The sequence below is a fragment of the Neorhizobium galegae genome (assembly GCF_017877055.1).
GTDB classification, from domain to species: Bacteria; Pseudomonadota; Alphaproteobacteria; order Rhizobiales; family Rhizobiaceae; genus Neorhizobium; species Neorhizobium galegae_D.
On the sequence record NZ_JAGIPG010000004.1, the window covers coordinates 493376 to 512633 of the forward strand.

The following is a 19258-nucleotide window of genomic DNA, read 5'->3' on the forward strand; positions in this document are numbered from 1 at the left end:
TCAGTAAACGTCTTCGGCATAACGTCCCTCGGCTTTCAGAGTGGCAAGGCTCACGCCCTGCGGCGCGAGAATATCGGCAAGGGCGGCGGCGACGCCTGCGGCCATCTCCCGTCCGCCGCAGACGAGGATCTGCCCGCCGTCCGCGACGAGCTTGCCGAGCCTGTTCGCATCACTGCGCAGAATGTCCTGCACATAGGCCGGCGTCGCCGTCCGCGAATACGCGGTCGACACCGATGTCAGCTGTCCACTCTCCTTCCAGTCGGAAACCTCCTCTGCGTAAAGTGCATCGCTGGCCGGATGGCGGGTACCGAAATACAGATGCATGGGTCGGCACGCGTTATTGGCGCGGGCAAAACCGGCGAACGGACCAATGCCGGTGCCGGCCCCGATGAGGATGACCGGTTTGCGTCCTGGCATGGGGCGGAACCTCGGATTGGGGCGCAGGAAAGCGGAAATGGTTTCACCCGGCTCCAGCGCCGTCAACAGACCGGAGCAGAGACCACCGGCCTGCTTGCGTACGCAGATTTCAACGAAGCCATCCTTCGTACAGGAAGCAAGCGAATAGAAGCGTGGCAGATCGGAGCCTTGCGGCAGTATGCCGATCACGTCCCCGGCCTCGAACAGCGGGAAACCCTTGCCTGCCGAGCGCTGCCAGAGCGAAATCTTGGGCGGGGCAAAGCGCAGGATAGCGGTGGTCGCCTGCATGCTTGCCCCGTAGTCGCGGCGGGATATGAGCTGCAAGCTCCAGGTCTTCGGCGTGGTCGGGTGATGGTTCAGCTCGAAATCGAGACCAAGCGTCGCAGCAAGGCTGCGTCCCCAGCGGGCGAAATCCTGTGGCGACTGGCGGTCCACCGTATCGAAGTCGACAAGGGGGACCCAGCCCTTCTCCTCCGCGATCCGTGCGATCTCTGCGGCGAAACCGCAAAAGGCCGGGAAGCTTCGGTCGCCGAAACCGAGCACGGCGAGCTGCAGGCCAGGTTTTGCGGGCATACGCTCGAAGCGTTCGGTGAAGCCACCGGCAGAGGCGGGGGCCGTACCATCGCCATAGGTGGCGGCGAGCAGAATGACACGCCGCGCCTTGGGCCAGCGGGCCGGGTCGAAATCAGATATCGGGCCGATATGGACACGCAGTCCCTCTGCGAACAGAGTGGCTTGCAGCGTGTTGGCAAATCCCCAGGTCGTGCCGCTCTCGCTGCCGACGAGCAGGATCGTATCAGCATCACCAGCGGCAGCCCAGGACGTTTTCCGGCCGGGCCGGCCCCTGAGCCAGACAATCACACCGGTCCAGCCGAGGACGGGCACGCAAAGCGCGGATAGGCCGAGGATGACGCCGAGCCATGCCATGCCCTGCCCGGTATGCAGCATGGTGATGAGATGCGTGGCCCGATCGACCCAGCCGGCATCCGACCAAGCCAGCAGCGCGCCGTTACCCTGATCTATGTAAGCTTCGCCTTCTGCTGTCTTGAGCGTGAAAACGTCCGTTGCGTCGCCCGTGGCCGGGAAATTCAGCGATAGCAGGTCATCGACCGGGGTCTCCTGAAGCAGAGCGACAGAACTGAGCGCGGCGCCGGTCCCACCGCTGACGTCGGTCGGGAAGGTCGGTGCACTCCCGCTTTCGGGCAGGAAGCCGAAAATGGCAGCCGTCATCCAGAGAGCGGTGAGCGAGGAGAGAAAGAGACCTGGCAGGGCAAGGCGGGAGACGACGGCGTGCAAGCGCCCATACCCGGTGCCGCGAACGGACTTCAGGATGAAGCGCCAGCCGCCGGCGCGGCGCGCCAGCAGGAACAGCCCGGATATTGCAAGGGCGAGCATAATGGCCGCACCGCCCGCAGTCACGAAGCGCCCGGTATCATCGAGGAAAAGCGAGCGATGGAGATCGGTCAACCAGCGCTCCGGTCCCGAGGTATCAGCGCTTCCGATAGGCGTGCCGGTGGCAGGGTCGATGACCGCGGAGGCGGGCTGGGCGCCCTCGTAGTAGTAGGCGGTGATCCGCCCAGACGGCGCACGCCTGATCTGCTCCACCGAAGGTTCTGCCGCCTGGATACGTGCGGCGAGTTCCCCGACGCTGATTTGCTGCGCGGCAGGTGTGGTAAGCGCCTCCGCGGCGGGGAAGATCGACAGTGCCGCGCCGCTCAGCGCGAACACGGTGAGAAGCACCGCGGCAATTAACCCGAACCAGCGGTGGAGCGACCGAACCATGACGAGCGCCCTTCCTGATCAACGCGTATAGGTAAAGTCGGCGATGTAGCGGGTGCCCTTCACCTTCTGGCCGGAGCCGCCCGACGTCAGCGGCACGACGATCTCGTTCGGGCTGTCGCGCATGTCTTCCACGGCGGAATCGACGTGAAGCTGATAGCCGGCGTCGAACAGCGTATCGGCAAGATCGACCGTCACCTTCAGCGAACGGCCTGCACCGACACTGGCACCGGTGATACCGTTGATCTCGGCGGCATTGCTGCTCGTGGCGCGGTACCAGCCGCTGAGATGCTCGTAATACCTGGTCTTGCCGCCGGCCATCCACAGGCTGCCGACATATTTGCCCTGCGCATCGGTGACATAATACGCAAGATAAGCACCGTCGCCGCCATAGTTGCGCATGTTGGTGGTGAAAGTTACCTCGCGCGCCATGGCGAGGCCGGGAACGGTGAGCGCCGTGGTGACGGCAAGCATGGCAAAAAGCGATTTCATTCTCATCGATATTCTCCTTGGCTGGCTTGGCGGTTCAGTTCATCTGGGCGCGCGGTGTGGAGCCGGACGTGAAAAGGCCGTTGGCGGGCGGGGTGACGTTCTGCTGTTGCATGGCGCCGCCACGACCGCCGCAGGCACCGTTGTCGTCGTCATCGCCGGGGCAGCCGTCGGAAGAAGCTTGGCGACCATGGTCGTCACCATGGCGGCGATGCCCCTCGTGGTGACCATCGTCGTCGCGCTCGTCATAGCCGGCCGGCACAGTCCCGGTATCAATCTTCGGGGCGACGGCCGGCATGGCCAGACTGCCAACGGCGGCGAGAAGGCCGGTGCCGGCGCAGGCGACCAGAAGAAGTTTGCGGTAAGTCATAGGATTATCTCCCGTTGGGCATCTTGATGGGGATTGGGAGGAGGTCAGCGATGCTCACGGCGTTCCTCGATCTTGATGATTTCAAGCGTCGCAGGATCGATTTTCGCCTCAAAGCGGCGGCCGCTGTTGTCGGTGCCGTAGACTTCGTAACAACCGTCGTCGATCTTGATACGTTTCAGCGTCCAACCCCGTTCCTCGGCCATGGCGCGGACAGCCTCGCGCGCCTTCCAGCTGCCGATCGAAACGTCGCAATCGTCCTTTGCCTGGGCGGATGTCGCGGCCATGACGGCCAGGGCCAAGATGGGCAGCATGCCGGTCTTCATCATCGTTTCCTCTCGTTGTCGGGCTGATCAATCGCGTCGCAGGCTGACCGGCACCTGACAAACCGCGCGACATTGCTTCAGCTTCCCGTAAGCTGGCAGGCGGACTAGGAGATGAAAGAAACGGGAGGTAACGATGCGGGTCATGCTGATCGAGGACGATACCGCGCTGGGTGCGGCCATTCGCGATCAGATCGCCGCCGATGGGCATTCCGTAGATTGGGTCACCCGGCTGGATCGGGCGAGCGACGCGCTTGCCGCGGCGGTCTACGATCTGGTCCTGCTGGACCTCATGTTGCCCGACGGCCTTGGCATTCCCTTCCTGAAGGCGCTACGCGGGCGGGGCGACGTGACGCCGGTCATGATCCTGACCGCGCTCGACCAAGTCTCCGACCGCATTGCCGGACTGAATGCCGGTGCCGACGATTACCTGGTGAAGCCCTTCGATCTTGCGGAGCTTTCGGCCCGCATCGGTTCGGTGGCGCGCCGTTATACCGGCAACCCCAATCCCATCGTCTCGCTCGGCCCCCTCAGTATCGACCTCGCCGCCCGAAGCGTCACGCTGAACGGCAAGGCCGTGGCTCTTACGGCGCGCGAATGGGTACTGTTCGAGGCCTTCCTGCAGCGTCCCGGTCAGCTCCTTTCCAAGGCGCAGCTTGAAGAGCGGCTCTATTCCTTCGATACGGAAATCGACAGCAACGCGATCGAAGTCCATGTCAGCCGGTTGCGCAAGAAGCTCGGCGCGCATGTGATCGAAACCGAGCGCGGGCTTGGCTATCGTCTGGGACGGCCATGAAATTCAGTACTTCGCTTCAGACGCGCCTGGCGCTTGCGGTCGGGCTTTCGGTGACGCTGCTGTGGCTTGCGGCGGCGGCGGTAACGGCACATCGCCTCGGCGGGGAAATGCAGGAGGTGTTCGATGACGGGCTAAAGGCCACGGCGCAGCGTATCCTGCCAATTGCCCGGCACGATTTACGCGAGGGTCATCAACGCCGCGATTCTATCGAACACGACGAGGACGGGGACAACGACCGCGAAACACGCATCGGCCGCGAGGCTCGCTACGGTGAAGACGTAACCTTCATCGTGCGTGACCGGAACGGGCAGGTTCTGCTCAGTTCGAGGGGGGCGGACGCCTCGATCTTTCCCCCGTTCGCAAAGCCAGGGTTTCTCCGAACTGAAACGCACCAACTTTACTACGAGACAAGCTTAGACGGGAACCTGACGATTGCCGTTGCCGAACCGCTTGACCATCGCACGGAATTGTCACGCAAGATGCTGCTGGGCCTCGTGCTGCCGCTGATCGTAGTGATCCCTTTCAGCCTGTTGGCGATCCTTGTGGCGGTGCGTCGCTCCTTACGACCGGTGCGCGCACTTAGGCAGGAGCTAGCCAATCGCGGCGCGCAGGATCTGTCACCTCTTCCAGACAGCGGACTGCCGAGCGAGCTTCTTCCGATTTCGGCGGGCGTCAATCAACTTCTCGACCGCCTGACGGCGGCGTTCAACGCCGAGCGCGCCTTTGCAGCCAATGCGGCGCACGAGCTTCGTACGCCGGTGGCCGGCGCAATCGCGCAGGCGCAGCGCATTCGCTCCGAGACCAAGGAAGAGCTGACCAGTCAGCGGGCGACGGAAATCGAGACCACGCTGAAGCGGTTGATGCGCATGTCGGAAAAGCTGATGCAGCTTGCCCGCGCCGAAGGCGGACGTCTGCAAAGCGACGAGCCTTCCGATCTCAGAACCGTCCTGCAGATGATCGTTCAGGATTTTGCGCGGGCAGGGGAGGGGCGGATCGTTCTGACCCTTCCGCAAGAACCGGTTCTTTCCACGCTGGACCCCGATGCCGTCGGCATTCTCTGCCGCAACCTGATAGAGAACGCGCTGAAACACGGCGCGCAGGATGGTGTCGTTGAGGTCTCGCTGCGGCCAGACGGTCTGCTGAACTTCGCCAATGATGGACCGGTACTGCCCGCCGATGCCACGGACCGGCTGATGCGACGGTTCGAACGTGGCGACGGAAAGATCGGCGGAAGCGGTCTGGGGCTCGCCATCGTCAAGGCCATTGCTGACCGCGTCGGGGCTGAGGTGGACGTCATCTCTCCCAGACCTTTGAAATATGAAGGCGTCCAGGTTCAGGTGAAGCTACCGATCGCCTGATCTCGCGCTGAAGAAACTGGGGATGCACAAAAGGCGGCGAATCTTTATTTCTTGCCTTCGCATGTCCGCGAAGCTGGAAAGGCCTGTCGTTTAATTGAGGGATATCAAATCGAGCGCAAATTAAACTGTTAAGCTTGCTTCTGGTGTCGGAGCATCTGCAATAAAGATAGCACGTTACTGTTTTGCTGTGCCGCCCTATCAAGGCAGGTCTCGCAGGTTTGTGTTCACCGCTGCGCTGAAAGTCGATTATGAATCAAGTTATTGCCAGCTTGGGCCTTGCTCTGGCGATTGGTTTGTTGGTCGGCTTGGAGCGAGGCTGGCGAGAGCGCGATGCACCTGCCGGGAGCAGGACCGCTGGAATTCGAACCTTTGGAATATCCGGTCTTCTTGGCGGGGTAATAGGTGCTCTCTCGTCTGCTTTGCAAAGTTCATGGATGTTCCCGATTGGGTTTCTGACTTTTGCGATAACGTTTATCGTGTTCAAGTTACGCGAGGCGAACGCGGACGACGACTACAGCGTCACCGCGGTCGTTGCGGCGTTGGTTGTTTTTGCGCTGGGTGGGCTGGCGGTGGCCGGTGACCCGGTCGCTGCCGCAGCGGGAGGCGCAGCTCTGGCGGCAACGCTTGCAAGCCGGGAGATTCTGCATAGCTTTCTGAAGCGATTGACGTGGGTCGAGCTTCGTTCTGCGTTGGTGCTGGCTGTTATGACGGCCGTTATCTTGCCAATTCTGCCAAACCACACCATGGATCCCTGGGGTGGGCTCAACCCATGGGAAGTCTGGTTCGTCACCGTTTTGACCGCAAGCCTGTCGTTCGTTGGCTATATCGCCGTTCGGATCTTCGGGTCACGAAATGGCATCCTTTTGAGCGCACTCGCCGGCGCTGTCGTGTCATCCACCGCAGTTACACTGGTTCTTGCGCGATCTGCCAAGACCAATGCCGGATCGTGTTCGTTAGCCGGCGCTGCAGCGCTCGCCGCGATGGTGTCCGTACTACGTGTGGTGGGGCTGGTTGCATTTGTCGCGCCCCGCCTGATCATGGAGGTCGGTCCGGAAGCGGCCGGTGCTGCCGTCCCCTTTGCCGGTCTCGGGATGACGATGGTGCTGTGGCCTCAAGGTGGATCCGCCGTAGACGTAAGCGCCAAGAATCCCTTCGAAATCGCTCCTCTTTTATTTTTCGCCGGGATCTTTGCTGTGACCGTCACCTTGAGCGCGTTCCTCGTGACCTATCTCGGCGATTCGGGACTTCTCGTTACGGTGACCCTGTCTGGCTTCGTCGATGTAGATGTTGCAGTCTTGACCGCGCTGCGAGGCGCGGCAGAAGCGATGCCAACCTCCATCATCGGCCATGCGATACTGGTGGCGATGGCGGCAAACGCAATTGGACGGGTTGCACTAGCCGCTACGGTCGGACCATTCTGTTTCAGCGCATCGCTCGCCGCAATTACAGGTGTCGCCATTGCTGTCGCTGGTTTGACTTCTTACGTGACCCAATAGGACAGTTTTTCCAAATGCAGGTCGGCGTTGATGCCCTGGACACCGACATTTGCGATTGCGTCGCCGGAGCAAACCGGCGCCGTCGATCCGATTGTGCCTCGGGGGACGAACCGGCCGGCTTGCGGCGCTTCGTGCTCAGTCGGTGCGATCCGAAAAGAAAGTCGTTCCCTTTACACCCGCCACGATCGCCGCGGCATCCTCCAGACGGCCGATCGCGGCGCGATGCCCAGGTCCCGCCGAAAAGCGCGACGCCGCGGCGATCTTCGGCCGCATCGATCCTGCGGGAAATTGCATTGCATCCACCGACGCCGGATCGATCTTTGTCAGCGGACGTGCAGCCGGCGTGCCGAAATCGGCATAGACGGCGTCCACATCGGTCAACAGAAGCAGCATGTCGGCGTCGAGCTGTTCTGCGAGCAGGGTGCTGGCCGCATCCTTGTCGATGACGGCCTCGATCCCTGCCAGTCCTCCGCCGGGTCTCTCAACGACGGGAATCCCGCCTCCGCCGGTGCAGATCACCGTCACGTCCTGACCGACCAGCAGCGAAATGACGTCCGCCTCCATGATCGTCAGGGGCAGCGGCGAAGCGACGACGCGCCGCCATTTCTCTCCATCGGGCGCGATCTTCCAGCCACGCTCGGCGGCCAGCTTTCGGGCGGTTTCAGCCGCATAGACGGGGCCGATGAATTTGGTGGGCTTATGGAAGGCGGGGTCGTCTGCATTCACCTTGACGAGCGTCAGCAGCGTGGCGAAGCGATGTCCCTTCAGCAGCCCGGCGAGCTCCTGTTCGATCATATAGCCGATCATGCCCTCAGTCTCGGCGCCGAGAACGTCGAGCGGCAGGCCTGCACCATCGGGGCCGGCCGTTTCAAGCGCCAGAAGTCCGACCTGCGGACCGTTTCCGTGGGTGATCACTAGGGAATGACCCGCCGAAATCAATGCGGCGAGTGCGGTCGCGGCCCGCCGCACATTGGCGCGCTGGTTTTCGGCAGTCAGCAGCTCCCCGCGACGCAGCAGCGCATTGCCCCCAAGGGCAGCAACGATCAGCATCTCAGCCTCCGATCGTCGCGACGAGCAGTGCCTTGATGGAATGCATGCGGTTCTCCGCCTGATCGAAGACAATGGAGGCCCCGGATTCGAAAACCTCGTCGGTGACTTCCATGTGGTTTATGCCGTATTTCTCGGCGATTTGCCTGCCGACTTCCGTCTCGGCATCGTGGAAGGCGGGAAGGCAATGCATGAACTTGCTGTAAGGATTTCCCGTCGCTTCCATCATCTCCCGCGTCACCCGGTAAGGTGAGAGCAGATCGATACGCTCCTTCCAGGCGCTTTCGTCTTCGCCCATCGAAAGCCAGACGTCGGTATAGACGAAGTCCGCACCCCGAACGCCTGAAGCGATGTCATCGGTCAGGGTGAACCTGGCGCCGGCCTTGGTGGCTTCGGCCTTGACATGATCGAGGAAAGTGTTGTCGGGCCAAAGCGCCCTGGGGGAAACCAGGCGAAAGTCGATCCCCACCTTGGCCGCACCGACGGCAAGCGACAGGGCGACGTTGTCGCTGCCGTCGCCCAAGAAGGCCAGTGCCATATCCGACAAATGCTTGTGGGTGAACTCGCGCATTGTCATGAAATCCGCGAGCACCTGGGTGGGATGCCACACATCCGTCAGGCCATTGTAGACCGGGACGCCCGAATACCGCGCGAGCTCTTCCACCGCCGACTGCGCGAAACCGCGGAATTCGATCGCATCGTACATGCGGCCGAGCACGCGCGCGGTATCCTTGACGGACTCCTTGTGGCCGATATGGCTGCCGGAAGGGCCGAGATAGGTGACATGAGCACCCTGGTCATAGGCCGCCACCTCGAAACCGCTTCGCGTGCGGGTGGAGTCCTTCTCGAAGATCAGCGCGATATTCTTGCGCACTAAGCGAGGCACTTCGTATCCACCGAGTTTGGCTGACTTGAGTTCGGCCGCCATGCGCAGCAGGAAGCGGATTTCATCGGGTGAAAGGTCGTCAAGCGATAGGACGCTCCTGCCAATAAGATTGATGGGCATATGATTGACTTTCCTAGATGGTTTCACGAACGAGAGGGCAGGTCATGCAGTGCCCGCCACCGCGGCCGCGGCTGAGTTCGGCGCCTTCGACGGTGATCACCTCGACGCCCTGGCGGCGCAAAAGCGTGTTGGTATAAACGTTGCGGTCATAGGCGACGACCACGCCGGGTTCGACGGCGACGACGTTGTTGCCGTCGTCCCACTGCTCGCGCTCGGCTTCGTAGCGGTCGCCGCCGGTCGCCACGATGCGCAGGGCCTTGAGGCCCATGGCTTCGGCCACGACTTCTGTGAACGGGGCATTTTCCTCCCGGATGTCCATCGCTTCAGCGGAATCGCCCGGGCGCAGCGAAAAACTGCGCAACCGGTTGACCACCGGGGGATACAGGGTGACCAGATCGCGGTCGCAGAAGGTAAAGACTGTGTCGAGATGCATGAAACTGCGGTCGCGCGGCATCAAGGCTGCGACGACCCGGGTGGCGAGGCCGGCCGTGAACAGCCGGCTGGCAAGCGCACTCACCGCCTGGGGTGTGGTTCTCTCGCCCATGCCGATCAGCACGACGCCGTTCCCGACCGGCATGACATCGCCGCCTTCGAGGCTTGGTGCCTCTTCTCCGTCTGCCGAGAAGATTGGAAAATCGCTCCCCTGGAAGCGCTTATGGAAACGGTAGATAGCCTCGACATTGGCCGCCTCCGGCCGCCGCGCCTGCCAATACATCGAATTGATCGAGACGCCGCCATAGATCCAGCAGGAACTATCGCGGGTGAAGAGCTGGTTGGGCAAAGGCGGCAACACGAAATCCTCCGGCGCGAGCGCCCTTCCGCTCAATCCCATCGGTTCGAACGGCAGTTCCGCACGGGCGATGCCGCCGATCAGATAGGTCGAAAGTTCCGCGGACGGCATTTCGTTGAGCCACGCCTGTAACTCGACAACCATGTCCTCGCCGACAACCGGCGGCTCGATCCGCCGGCCGAGCAGCCACTGCCGCGCGTCGGCGTTGTCCATCGTCTCTGCGAGCAGGTCGCCCAGCGAATGGACCACGATGCCGCGTTCCCGCAGCGCATCGACGAAAGCGTCGTGCTCCTGACGCGCCCGCTTGACCCAAAGGACGTCATCGAAGAGCAGAGCCTTGCAATTGTCCGGCGTGAGCCGACGTAGGCTGAGATCGGGCCGATGGACCATCACCTCGCGGAGCCGGCCGACTTCGGAATGAACACCTAAAGTCTTCATTGTCCTATCTCCTCAGAAGGGACTGACCGCACCGGTCCACATTTCGTAAGCGGCAAGCAGCGCGACCGCGATGAGGCCGAAGGCGAGGAAGGCTTCCACAGGCTGGAAGACCTTCTGACCGCTCTGCCGGCGGGCGGCAACGTAGAAGATGAGGCCGGGCGCATAGAGCACGGCGCACATGAAGAGATAGGCCGGGCCTGCCGCATAGACGAGCCAGAGACCGTAGACGGTGGCTATCAGACCGGCGATCATCGGCCCGGTGCGGCGCTCTCCCGGCTTATAGGCTTCGCCCGTGATCGCCAGTTTCGCCGCATAGGCGCCCGAGAAGATATAGGGTACGAGGATCGCGGCGGAGGCGATCGAGAACAGTGCCTGATAGGTGCTCTGCGCGAACAGAGTCACCAGCAGGAAGGCCTGAACGAGGAGGTTGGTGATCAGCAGTGATGTCGAGGGAACGCCCCGGCCGCTCTCCTTTGCGAAAAAGGAAGGCATGGTGCCGTCCTTGGCGGCGGCAAGCGGTATTTCCGCCGCCAGAAGCGTCCAGCTCAGGAATGCGCCTGTGACCGACACCACAAGCGCGATATTGATCAGGATCGCGCCCCAGGGACCGACGATCGCTTCGAGGACGCCTGCCATCGAGGGGTTCTTGAGTGCGGCGAGCTCCGGCTGGTTGAGGATGCCGAGCGACAGCAGCGATACCAGCGCATAGAGAGCCAGGCAGGTCAGGAAGCCGGTGATCGTTGCGGCGGCGATGTCCTTGCGGCGTTCGGCGCGGGCCGAAAAGACGCTGGCGCCTTCGATGCCAATGAACACCCAGAGCGTGACCAGCATGGTGCTCTTCACCTGGGCGGTGATCGAGCCGAGGCTCGCATTACCGAGACCCGTAAAATCGGCGGAGAATACGTCCACCTTGAAGGCAACAACCGCCACGCCGATGAACAGGACGATCGGCGCGATCTTGGCGATGGTGACGAAGAGGTTGACGATCGCGGCCTCGCGGATACCCGCCAGGATTAGTGCGTGGACGAACCACAGTAGGATCGAGGCGCCTATGATGGCCGACCAGGTATTCCCCTCACCGAAGGACGGAAAGAAGTAGGAGAGGGCGCTGAAGACGACGACCGCATAGGAGACGTTGCCGATCCAAGCGCTCAGCCAATAACCCCAAGCGCTGTTGAAACCGACGAACGGGCCGAACCCGGCCTTCGCATAGGCATAAGGGCCAGCATCCAGTTCCGGCTTGCGTGTGGCCAGAGACTGATACACGAAAACCAGGGCCAGCATGCCGGCGGCCGTGATCGCCCAGCCGATCAGGACGGCGAGCGGACCGGCGCCAGCTGCCATGTTCTGGGGAAGGCTAAACACTCCTGACCCGATCATCGAACCGATGACGAGCGCGGTTAATGATCCGAGCCGGAGCTTTCGTGTCTTTGTGTCCGTTTTGACGACGGAATCGGGACTGGCCGATTCAGTAACTTTGATGTCAGCGGAAGCCATAGCTTCATCTCCCTGAGTTTGAAACTGAGGGAAGAAGATCACCTTAACGAGGCCGCTCCATTGATCACCGTCAAGCTGCGCGGCAACATCTAAAAATCCATCCATTTTTGAAATTGGAGAGTGTGAGGAAGCGTGATGAGGGGTGCTGTGGAGCGGGCCGGCGCATGGCGCACAAGGTGACGATTGCGTGGACAGTTCTCTCGCCGCTGTTACCAACCGCCGGTTTCGGTGACAAGAGGGAGAGGACGGTAGCGATCGCGTGTCGATCATGTCCGAATAGGTGCGAATGCCTTGCAGGTGTTCCCGGGCCTCGACATTGCTGAAGCCGTTCGTCATGACGAGACGCCGCCGTTTCCGGCGATGCCGTTTGGGATCATCGAGTGAATTGCGGCGACGAGGCTGTCGCGCTGGGCATCGCGGCCTGCGATGGCATGCAGCCTTGCGAGGCGGAGATGTCCGTCGGATCCATGGAATCCAGGAGGCTGGTGCTCAATACGGCGAAAAGGGTGACCTGGTCGATCATGCGCAGCGAGGTAAGGCGTGGCTGCGCTTGCCGATTTACGGCAAGGAAGGCTCAACAGTGCAGCCGTCTTAGTGCCGTGAGTGGAATTCCGGAACCCCGGCAGGTTGACAAACATCAAGGTGTAGCCGCGCCAGTTGGGCCAATCTTCCTCCAGCAACAAGCGGAGGGAAGATAATGTCATTTGCAACAATATTGAGTGTCGTCAGATCGGATCATGGCGACAGGGATGTGAATACCGCCATCGAGTTGTCGCGCTCGTCGGGAGCGCATCTGTCTATCCTGCTGCTGGGCATGGCAGCGGCACCGCCGATCGGCGAGTTCGCTGAAAACGCCTCGATGGCATGGCTGGAAGAGCGCGATCGGGACAAGGCCAAGCTCGCCGAACGGCTGACCGGCGTGAAAGACATTCTGCAGCACGCGAACGTCGCTCACGATATCGTCGACATCTATACGGAATTGACCTCCGTGGACAACGTTGTTGCCCATCAGACCCGGTACGCCGATCTTGTTGCTATCGGCCCGGATGCGGCTGCCGATGGATCTCTCAAGCATGCCGTCATCGACGGAGCGCTCTTCCATTCGGAGGTGCCCACTCTTATTATTCCTGGTAACGGAAAACCTACGTTGAAACCCACCTCCGTCGTGGTCGCCTGGAAGGATAGTCTCGAAGCTGTGAGGGCCGTCAAACAGGGGATCGAGCTTCTGAAATCCGCCAAGGAGGTCCATGTCGGGATCGTCGATCCGGGCACGAACGATGGCGAACCGGCCGGTGAGGTCGGCACCTATCTTTCGAGGCACGGGGTCAACTTTACCGTTGACGTGTTGAGGAGCGACGGCAGGACCGTTGCCGAGACGCTCAACCAGTATGCGGATGACCTTGCAGCGGATCTGATCGTCATGGGAGCCTATGGCCACTCCCGTATGCGGGAACGCATCTTCGGCGGCGTGACCCTGTCGATGCTGAAAAACCCTAAACGCGCGGTTTTCCTGGCAAGATAGGGTGAATTCGATAAAACAACGGATGCAATAACGGCGCCGCGAGATTTTCACGGCGCGGGCAATTCCGAGTGACGTGAGACCAGTCCGCCAGGGCAGACCGGTCGAATCTAGCAACCGGCGTGGGGCTAACACGCAACCATAAGGATTTCCTTACAAAAGAATAAACTTCATAAAACGGTTAGTCCTGAGCGATTTAGTAACTTCCACCGACGGCGGCTCACACAAGCGCCATCCATCGGACAAAAAACGAGCGCATCGCTTACCTGTATCGGCGCATAAGTCAGCACTTGGTATCAAGACGATGCCGATGGCCGGCATACAGAATTGGATTGTCGCGAGCTTCCGAGGGCTGCCGACCTTCCTCATCGCGAGCAGATCTAAAATGGATATCCTACCAGGCATCATCTCAGCTCTTCTGGCTTTGCTGGTTGGGACGCAATTTGTCAGCATAACTCTAGCGGTCTTGCGAAAGGTGTGTTGGAGAAGGTCCGCGAGTGACGTTCGTGCCGGGGTGACGATCATAAAGCCGGTATGCGGACTGGAAAACAACCTGCGCCGTACACTGCAAAGCAGTTTTGCGATCGATTATCCGCACTACGAAATTCTTTTCTGCATAGCCTCGCCCGACGACCCGGCAATACCACTCGTTGGCGAGCTTCTGGCGGCCCACAACATGGCTGATGCGCGCCTGCTCATGGGCGACGACCATTTCTCCCAAAATCCAAAGCTGAATAACCTCTGGAAAGGCTGGCGCGCTGCGAAGTATGACCGCATCGTCATTTCCGACAGCAATGTCCTTATCCCTCCCGGTTATATCGATGATCTCCGCGAGTGCTGGTCTCCGGTAAACTCATTCGTCTGTTCGCCGCCCATTGGAACTGAGACACAAGGGCCGGCGGCAGCTCTGGAGGCGGCGTTCCTCAATACATATCAGGCGCGTTGGCAACTGGTGGCCGACTTCCTGAGGATCGGGTATGTTCAAGGCAAGACGATGATGCTTTCACGCCGGGAGCTGGAGCATTCGGGTGGATTGTCGGCCCTCGGAAGCGAGATTGCCGAGGACGCAGCCGCGACAAAGATTGCTCGTCGCACTGGCAAAAAGGTTGCCGTCGTTCGTGAGCCTTTTCAGCAGCCACTGGGTCACCGAACCTACTCTCAAGTTTGGACCAGACAGCTGCGTTGGGCGCAATTGCGGCGGTCGTCCTTTCCCTTGGCCTATTCGGCCGAAATTCTAACAGGGGTGCTACCGGCGGTGGTTCTGTACAGCATCCTGGCGATGACGGACGTGATGCCGTGGATCGGACTTCCAGTGCTGATCGCATGCTGGTATTCCGCCGAAGTTGCCCTTGCGGCGGTTTATCGGTGGCCGCTGGGTCTCACGTCACCACTTGCCTGGATATTGCGCGACTTATTATTGCCGCTCGTATGGATTCTGGGTTGGTTCACGCGCGGTTTTGTTTGGCATGGCAATAGCATGACCTCGCTCAAGCGTTTGAACCTGAAACGAGAACTGTCGAAGTCCCAGACATCATGACCACCCGTCGCTCGGGTAATATCGAGCGAGGGCATCGCCATGTGTGTCTTGAGACTGTCGCGAGCATTGTTTGAAACAACTCCCGTACTGATCTGTCCTTCAGCGTTAGCACAATTACAGAATGCAAAGACGGTAGGCTGCTCACCGCGCCCGTTCCGCGAATCTTGATTTTACTGCAGCTCAGAGGATGGGTTGGCCTACCCACACCAGGCGACTTGAGGACAAACGACCTCGATCGCGGCCATTGATCTTCCGCAACGCAAGCGATCGATAAAAGAGCGAAGATTTCTTTAACAACGAGCGAGAGGAGGAACTTATGAGTGATCTGTTGATCCGCCAGGATGTGCTGACCGAACTGGAATTCGAGCCCAGCGTGAACGCGGCAAATATCGGCGTCGCAGTCGAGAATGGCGTCGCCACGCTGACCGGACATGTTGAAAGTTATGTGGAGAAGGCGGTCGCCGAAGCGGCGGCCCGCCGGGTGACGGGTGTCAGGGCAATCGCTGAGCATATCGAAGTTCGCTATCCCGAAAGAAAGAAGCGGGCTGACGACGAGATAGCCGCCCGCGCGCTCGACATCATCTCTTGGGACACGGCGTTACCCGACGGTGCGATCGATGTAAAGGTCGAGCGGGGATGTGTGACATTGAGCGGCGAAGTACGCTGGCATTTTCAACGCCTTGCCGCCGAAGCGGCGGTTAACAAGCTCGGAGGCGTCACAGAGGTCCGAAACCTGTTGACAATCCGGCCGACCGCGCAGGTCCCGGACATCAAGGGCCGTATAGAGCGGGCTCTGGCGCGCAACGCGGAAGTCGAGGCAGAGGCCATTCGGGTTGCTGTTTCCGGTCATACGGTGACCTTGGAGGGGACAGTACATGGGGTAAAGGAACGGCAGGTCGCCGAATACGCGGCATGGTCGGCTCCGAGCGTCACCGCTGTCGACAATCGGCTGACTGTGGCCTAGCGGCGGTCGCTCTGCGATTTCTCCTGACGTGCCTCAGCCTCGGTGCGATCCTGGCCTATACAGGACGCCGTATCCTCAAAAGCAGGTCTTCGAAAACGGATCATCTCCCCGGGATCGTCTTCCCACGAAAACACGGGACCACATAAGCCTCGAGTGATCCCTACCCAAAAGTTCCGCCCGAGCTGGCCACATAGTGTGCCTCTTTCCAACCCCAAGGACAGGAATTCGACATGTTGCCGCTCATGAGATTTTCGGCCCTTCTTATGGCGAGCCTTTTCGCCGTTACACTACCCGCCTCGGCATCCCCGCAAAATACCATTGCGCCGATCGCAAGACAGGTGATCCCGACAGTCGTCACCATCTCCGTACGTGGCCAGGTGCAGGAGGATATCGATCCGTTACTTAGTAACCCGACCCTGAGGGAATTCTTCGGTCTGCAAATAGACCCGGCGCCGTCGAAACATGGCTTTCGGACATCCGGTTCGGGGGTCATCATCGACGCGGCGCGGGGTTACATCGTCACCAATCACCATGTCATTGAGAATGCTGATGACATCGTCGTCACGTTGGCCGCCGGCGGCACTTTCCATGCGAAGGTGGTCGGAACTGATTCTGAGACTGATATTGCTGTCATTCAGATCACAGCTCACAAACTGAAGGCCATCGAACTTGGCGATTCCATGCGGCTACAGGTTGGCGACTATGTTGCCGCCGTCGGCAATCCGTTTGGCTTGGGCCAAACGGTGACGCTCGGGATCGTCAGTGCTTTGGGCCGGGCCGGGCTCGGGATCGATGGATACGAGAACTTCATCCAGACTGACGCCTCTCTCAATCCTGGGAACTAAGGTGGCCCGCTGGTGGACATGGATGGCAAATTAGTCGGCATCAATAGCGCAATCGTTGCGCCGTCCGGCGGCAATATCGGCATTGGCTTTGCCATACCGGTCTCGATGGCGAAAGACGTGATGGACAAGCTGATCAAGGACGGCTCGATCCGCCGCGGCCGTCTCGGCGTCGTCATTCAAGATCTCTCTCCTGAATTGGCCAAGGCTCTCGGCGTGACGGCCGACGCGGGTGCAGTTGTAAGCCAGGTCAATGGTGGTTCATCGGCGGCCGATTCTGGATTGAAGGCAGGGGACGTGATCATTGCGGTCGATGAGGATGCCATCCAGAACGCGGCCGTCCTTCGGAACATCGTTGGCGCTCACGCTCCTTCCGAGCGAGTCCAGATCCGGTTTCGGCGCGGCAAAGATGAACTGCATGTACAAGCGACCCTCTCCGACCAAGATCGATTTCCGATACCAGAGGTCAAGAAAGAGAGCCTGCAGGGGGAAGGGTACCTTTCCGGCGTCGTGCTCGCGTCTCCCGACGCAAGTAATAACCCCGAAGGCATTGCGGACGGCGCAATCGTTGTAGCTGTGGAAGACAACTGCGCAGCAGCGGATGCAGGTCTGCAAGCGGGGGACATCATCGTCGCGATCAATCAGAAATCTATCCACTCACCCATGGAGGTGGTGCGTACGGCGAAACAGGAGCGTGATGTTCTGCTCCTCAGCGTGCGACGAGACGGACAGACGCGGTTTGTCGCGATCGGTTCGTGATTTTAAAGTGAAGCGGGACACGGCCATGATTGACTCTCAGTCAGGCGATAAGCCGGTGGGAAAGCTCATCAAACCGATAAACATCACCGTCCGTCCCACCTTGCTGATATTGCTGGGCTGGGTGCTGGGAATCGGCGGGCTTGTATGTCTTGTCTATTTCGTGCTGCATTTCAACGACCTGGAGCTATTTCTCTCCTTGATCGAAAGGGCGGATGCCATTTGGCTCGGCGCGGCGCTGATATGCCAGGTCCTGACCTATATCTTCGCATCCTTGGTCTGGAAGATCGTTCTCGATCATGCACATAGCAGGCTGCCCTTCGCCACGCTCCTGAAGATCGGCTTTCTTCAGCTGTTCGCCAACCAGATATTGCCGACGAGCGGCCTCAGCGGCACGATCATTGTTCTTGGCGCCCTGAGGCGGCGCGGGATCGATGGGCCGGTGGCGCTGTCAGGCCTTCTTGTCGATACGTTGTCCTATTACGCAGTCTATCTCGTTCTTGCGCTAATCGTATTCGCCTTCATCTGGCAGCGTCACCTGACCGGAGACGAGTGGCTTCCCGTCCTGCTTGCCTTCGTCCTGCTGGCCGCAGCGATACTGGCCTGTCTTTCTCTTGTCGACCGGACCCGGGATCGGATTCTGCCCCGATTCCTGTTACGCTGGAGGACGGGTTCCTATCTCGCCGTTTGGCTGCAGGAAATGGATCCTCGGGCAATTCGCGACTCCCGGATTATCTTGTGGGCGTCATCCTGCCAATGCGCGGTGTTTCTTCTCGATGCCGCAACACTTTGGTGCATCGCCCGTTCGATCGGCGTCGACCTCGGCGCGGCCGCTGCACTAGCAAGTTTTCTGATTGCCTCGGTGATTGCCACCCTCGCTCCCTTGCCACTGGGTCTCGGCAGTTTCGAGAGCGCCAGCATCATGGCTTTGCATCTTTTTGGCGTAGGCCCGGAGGCCAGCCTTGCGGCGACGTTGATGCTTCGTGGGCTGACGCTCTGGTTGCCGATGTTCCCGGGCCTTGTCCTTATGCGCGTTGAGATGGCCCATCGGACCGAGGCATAAACGACAGAGAACGGGGCGGCAGGCATGAGGTAGAGGTGCCCGGCACCTCTGATCGGCGATCTTCCCGCGGTCTGGTGTGAAAAGCTGAATGGCGAATTAAAGCCCCACGGGTCGAAGGAGCAGACCATGTTTACCAATCGCAACGAGGCGGGACGGCGGTTGGCTCAGGCCCTCAAGGCTTATCAAGCCTCACCCTGCACAATCTTCGCTCTTCCCCGTGGCGGGGTCCCAGTTGCGGCGGAAGTCGCCAAGGCGCTCAAGGCTCCGCTCGCAATGCTTCTCGTGCGCAAGATAGGCCTGCCCGGCAACCCCGAAGTGGCGATGGGAGCCGTTGTCGATGGCCAAAAGCCGATCGTCGTTCGCAACGACGACATCATCGCACATGCAGGGATTTCTTCTGACGTGTTCGAATCATGTTGCCGGCTGGAGCTTGACGAAATCAACCGCCGACGGTTGGTCTACGCCGGTTGCCTTGCTGAAGGAAGCCTCAGCGGCCGGACCGCCGTCATTGTCGACGACGGACTGGCGACGGGTGCAACCGCGACGGCCGCGATCAGGGGACTCAGGGTCCGGAACCCTACCAGGATCATATTGGCGGTTCCGGTTGCCCCGCCTGAGGTCGTCGCCCGGTTGAAAGGCGAAGCTGATGAGGTAATCTGCCTGGAAACGCCGTGCGACTTTGGCGCCGTCGGCGACCACTATCTCGACTTTCGGCAGCTCACCGATGAAGCCGTTCTTTCTGCCTTCCTCAGGGACCGTGGGTAAATCGGCTGT

At 60.4% G+C, this 19258-nt stretch carries 17 protein-coding genes and 1 pseudogene; 10 read left to right on the forward strand and 8 right to left on the reverse strand.

Annotated elements, in window-relative coordinates; genetic code table 11:
* The 4 genes from J2857_RS25710 to J2857_RS25725 are packed head-to-tail and all read right to left on the reverse strand — an operon-like array spanning position 1 to position 3366.
* A complete protein-coding gene (locus tag J2857_RS25710; protein ID WP_210012899.1) occupies positions 1–2199 on the reverse strand; it encodes a PepSY domain-containing protein in 2199 nt (732 codons plus the stop codon).
* An 18-nt stretch (positions 2200–2217) separates the two neighbouring features.
* Positions 2218–2688 carry a DUF2271 domain-containing protein gene (locus J2857_RS25715; protein WP_210013052.1) on the reverse strand — a complete coding sequence of 157 codons (471 nt, stop codon included), beginning with the start codon at positions 2686–2688 and terminating at the stop codon, positions 2218–2220.
* Positions 2689–2722: 34 nt separating this feature from the next.
* Positions 2723–3055, reverse strand: coding sequence for a hypothetical protein (locus tag J2857_RS25720; RefSeq protein WP_210012900.1), 333 nt, complete (start codon positions 3053–3055; stop codon positions 2723–2725).
* Between the two features lie 44 nt (positions 3056–3099).
* Positions 3100–3366 carry a PepSY domain-containing protein gene (locus tag J2857_RS25725; protein ID WP_245363829.1) on the reverse strand — a complete coding sequence of 89 codons (267 nt, stop codon included), beginning with the start codon at positions 3364–3366 and terminating at the stop codon, positions 3100–3102.
* 145 nt (positions 3367–3511) lie between these two features.
* Between J2857_RS25725 and J2857_RS25730 the strand changes: the two genes are divergently transcribed.
* From J2857_RS25730 to J2857_RS25740, 3 genes are all read left to right on the forward strand, one after another.
* A complete protein-coding gene (locus J2857_RS25730; protein ID WP_210012901.1) occupies positions 3512–4171 on the forward strand; it encodes a response regulator transcription factor in 660 nt (219 codons plus the stop codon).
* A 50-nt stretch (positions 4172–4221) separates the two neighbouring features.
* Complete coding sequence (locus J2857_RS25735; RefSeq protein ID WP_348635719.1) at positions 4222–5529, forward strand: ATP-binding protein; 1308 nt, start codon at positions 4222–4224, stop codon at positions 5527–5529.
* A 248-nt stretch (positions 5530–5777) separates the two neighbouring features.
* Positions 5778–7025, forward strand: a complete 1248-nt coding sequence (locus tag J2857_RS25740; protein WP_210012903.1) for an MgtC/SapB family protein — start codon at positions 5778–5780, stop codon at positions 7023–7025.
* A gap of 135 nt (positions 7026–7160) precedes the next feature.
* Here the strand turns inward: J2857_RS25740 and J2857_RS25745 are convergent, their stop codons facing one another.
* From J2857_RS25745 to arcD, 4 genes are read right to left on the reverse strand one after another with little or no spacing between them, the layout of a single operon-like run.
* Complete coding sequence (locus tag J2857_RS25745; RefSeq protein ID WP_210012904.1) at positions 7161–8075, reverse strand: carbamate kinase; 915 nt, start codon at positions 8073–8075, stop codon at positions 7161–7163.
* A 1-nt stretch (position 8076) separates the two neighbouring features.
* Positions 8077–9078 carry an ornithine carbamoyltransferase gene (argF, locus tag J2857_RS25750; RefSeq protein ID WP_210012905.1) on the reverse strand — a complete coding sequence of 334 codons (1002 nt, stop codon included), beginning with the start codon at positions 9076–9078 and terminating at the stop codon, positions 8077–8079.
* Positions 9079–9091: 13 nt separating this feature from the next.
* Positions 9092–10306: an arginine deiminase gene (gene arcA, locus J2857_RS25755; RefSeq protein ID WP_210012906.1), complete on the reverse strand. Its 1215-nt coding sequence runs from the start codon at positions 10304–10306 to the stop codon at positions 9092–9094.
* A 12-nt stretch (positions 10307–10318) separates the two neighbouring features.
* Positions 10319–11803, reverse strand: coding sequence for an arginine-ornithine antiporter (gene arcD, locus J2857_RS25760; RefSeq protein WP_210012907.1), 1485 nt, complete (start codon positions 11801–11803; stop codon positions 10319–10321).
* A gap of 697 nt (positions 11804–12500) precedes the next feature.
* Here arcD and J2857_RS25765 point away from each other — a divergent pair.
* The 7 genes and pseudogenes from J2857_RS25765 (at position 12501) to J2857_RS25795 (ending at position 19249) form a co-directional block, all read left to right on the forward strand.
* On the forward strand, positions 12501–13325 hold the full coding sequence (locus J2857_RS25765; protein WP_210012908.1) for a universal stress protein: 825 nt from the start codon (positions 12501–12503) through the stop codon (positions 13323–13325).
* A 382-nt stretch (positions 13326–13707) separates the two neighbouring features.
* On the forward strand, positions 13708–14859 hold the full coding sequence (locus J2857_RS25770; RefSeq protein ID WP_210012909.1) for a ceramide glucosyltransferase: 1152 nt from the start codon (positions 13708–13710) through the stop codon (positions 14857–14859).
* Positions 14860–15175: 316 nt separating this feature from the next.
* Positions 15176–15823, forward strand: a complete 648-nt coding sequence (locus J2857_RS25775; RefSeq protein ID WP_210012910.1) for a BON domain-containing protein — start codon at positions 15176–15178, stop codon at positions 15821–15823.
* Positions 15824–16086: 263 nt separating this feature from the next.
* Positions 16087–16725 (forward strand): annotated as a pseudogene (locus J2857_RS25780) (trypsin-like peptidase domain-containing protein); the annotation flags it as partial.
* Between the two features lie 63 nt (positions 16726–16788).
* Positions 16789–17424: a PDZ domain-containing protein gene (locus tag J2857_RS25785; RefSeq protein ID WP_432420187.1), complete on the forward strand. Its 636-nt coding sequence runs from the start codon at positions 16789–16791 to the stop codon at positions 17422–17424.
* A gap of 25 nt (positions 17425–17449) precedes the next feature.
* The gene (locus J2857_RS25790; RefSeq protein ID WP_210012913.1) at positions 17450–18484 is read left to right on the forward strand and encodes a lysylphosphatidylglycerol synthase transmembrane domain-containing protein; all 1035 of its coding nucleotides are present in this window, start codon (positions 17450–17452) and stop codon (positions 18482–18484) included.
* A 126-nt stretch (positions 18485–18610) separates the two neighbouring features.
* On the forward strand, positions 18611–19249 hold the full coding sequence (locus J2857_RS25795; RefSeq protein ID WP_210012914.1) for a phosphoribosyltransferase: 639 nt from the start codon (positions 18611–18613) through the stop codon (positions 19247–19249).
* Positions 19250–19258 lie beyond the last annotated feature (9 nt).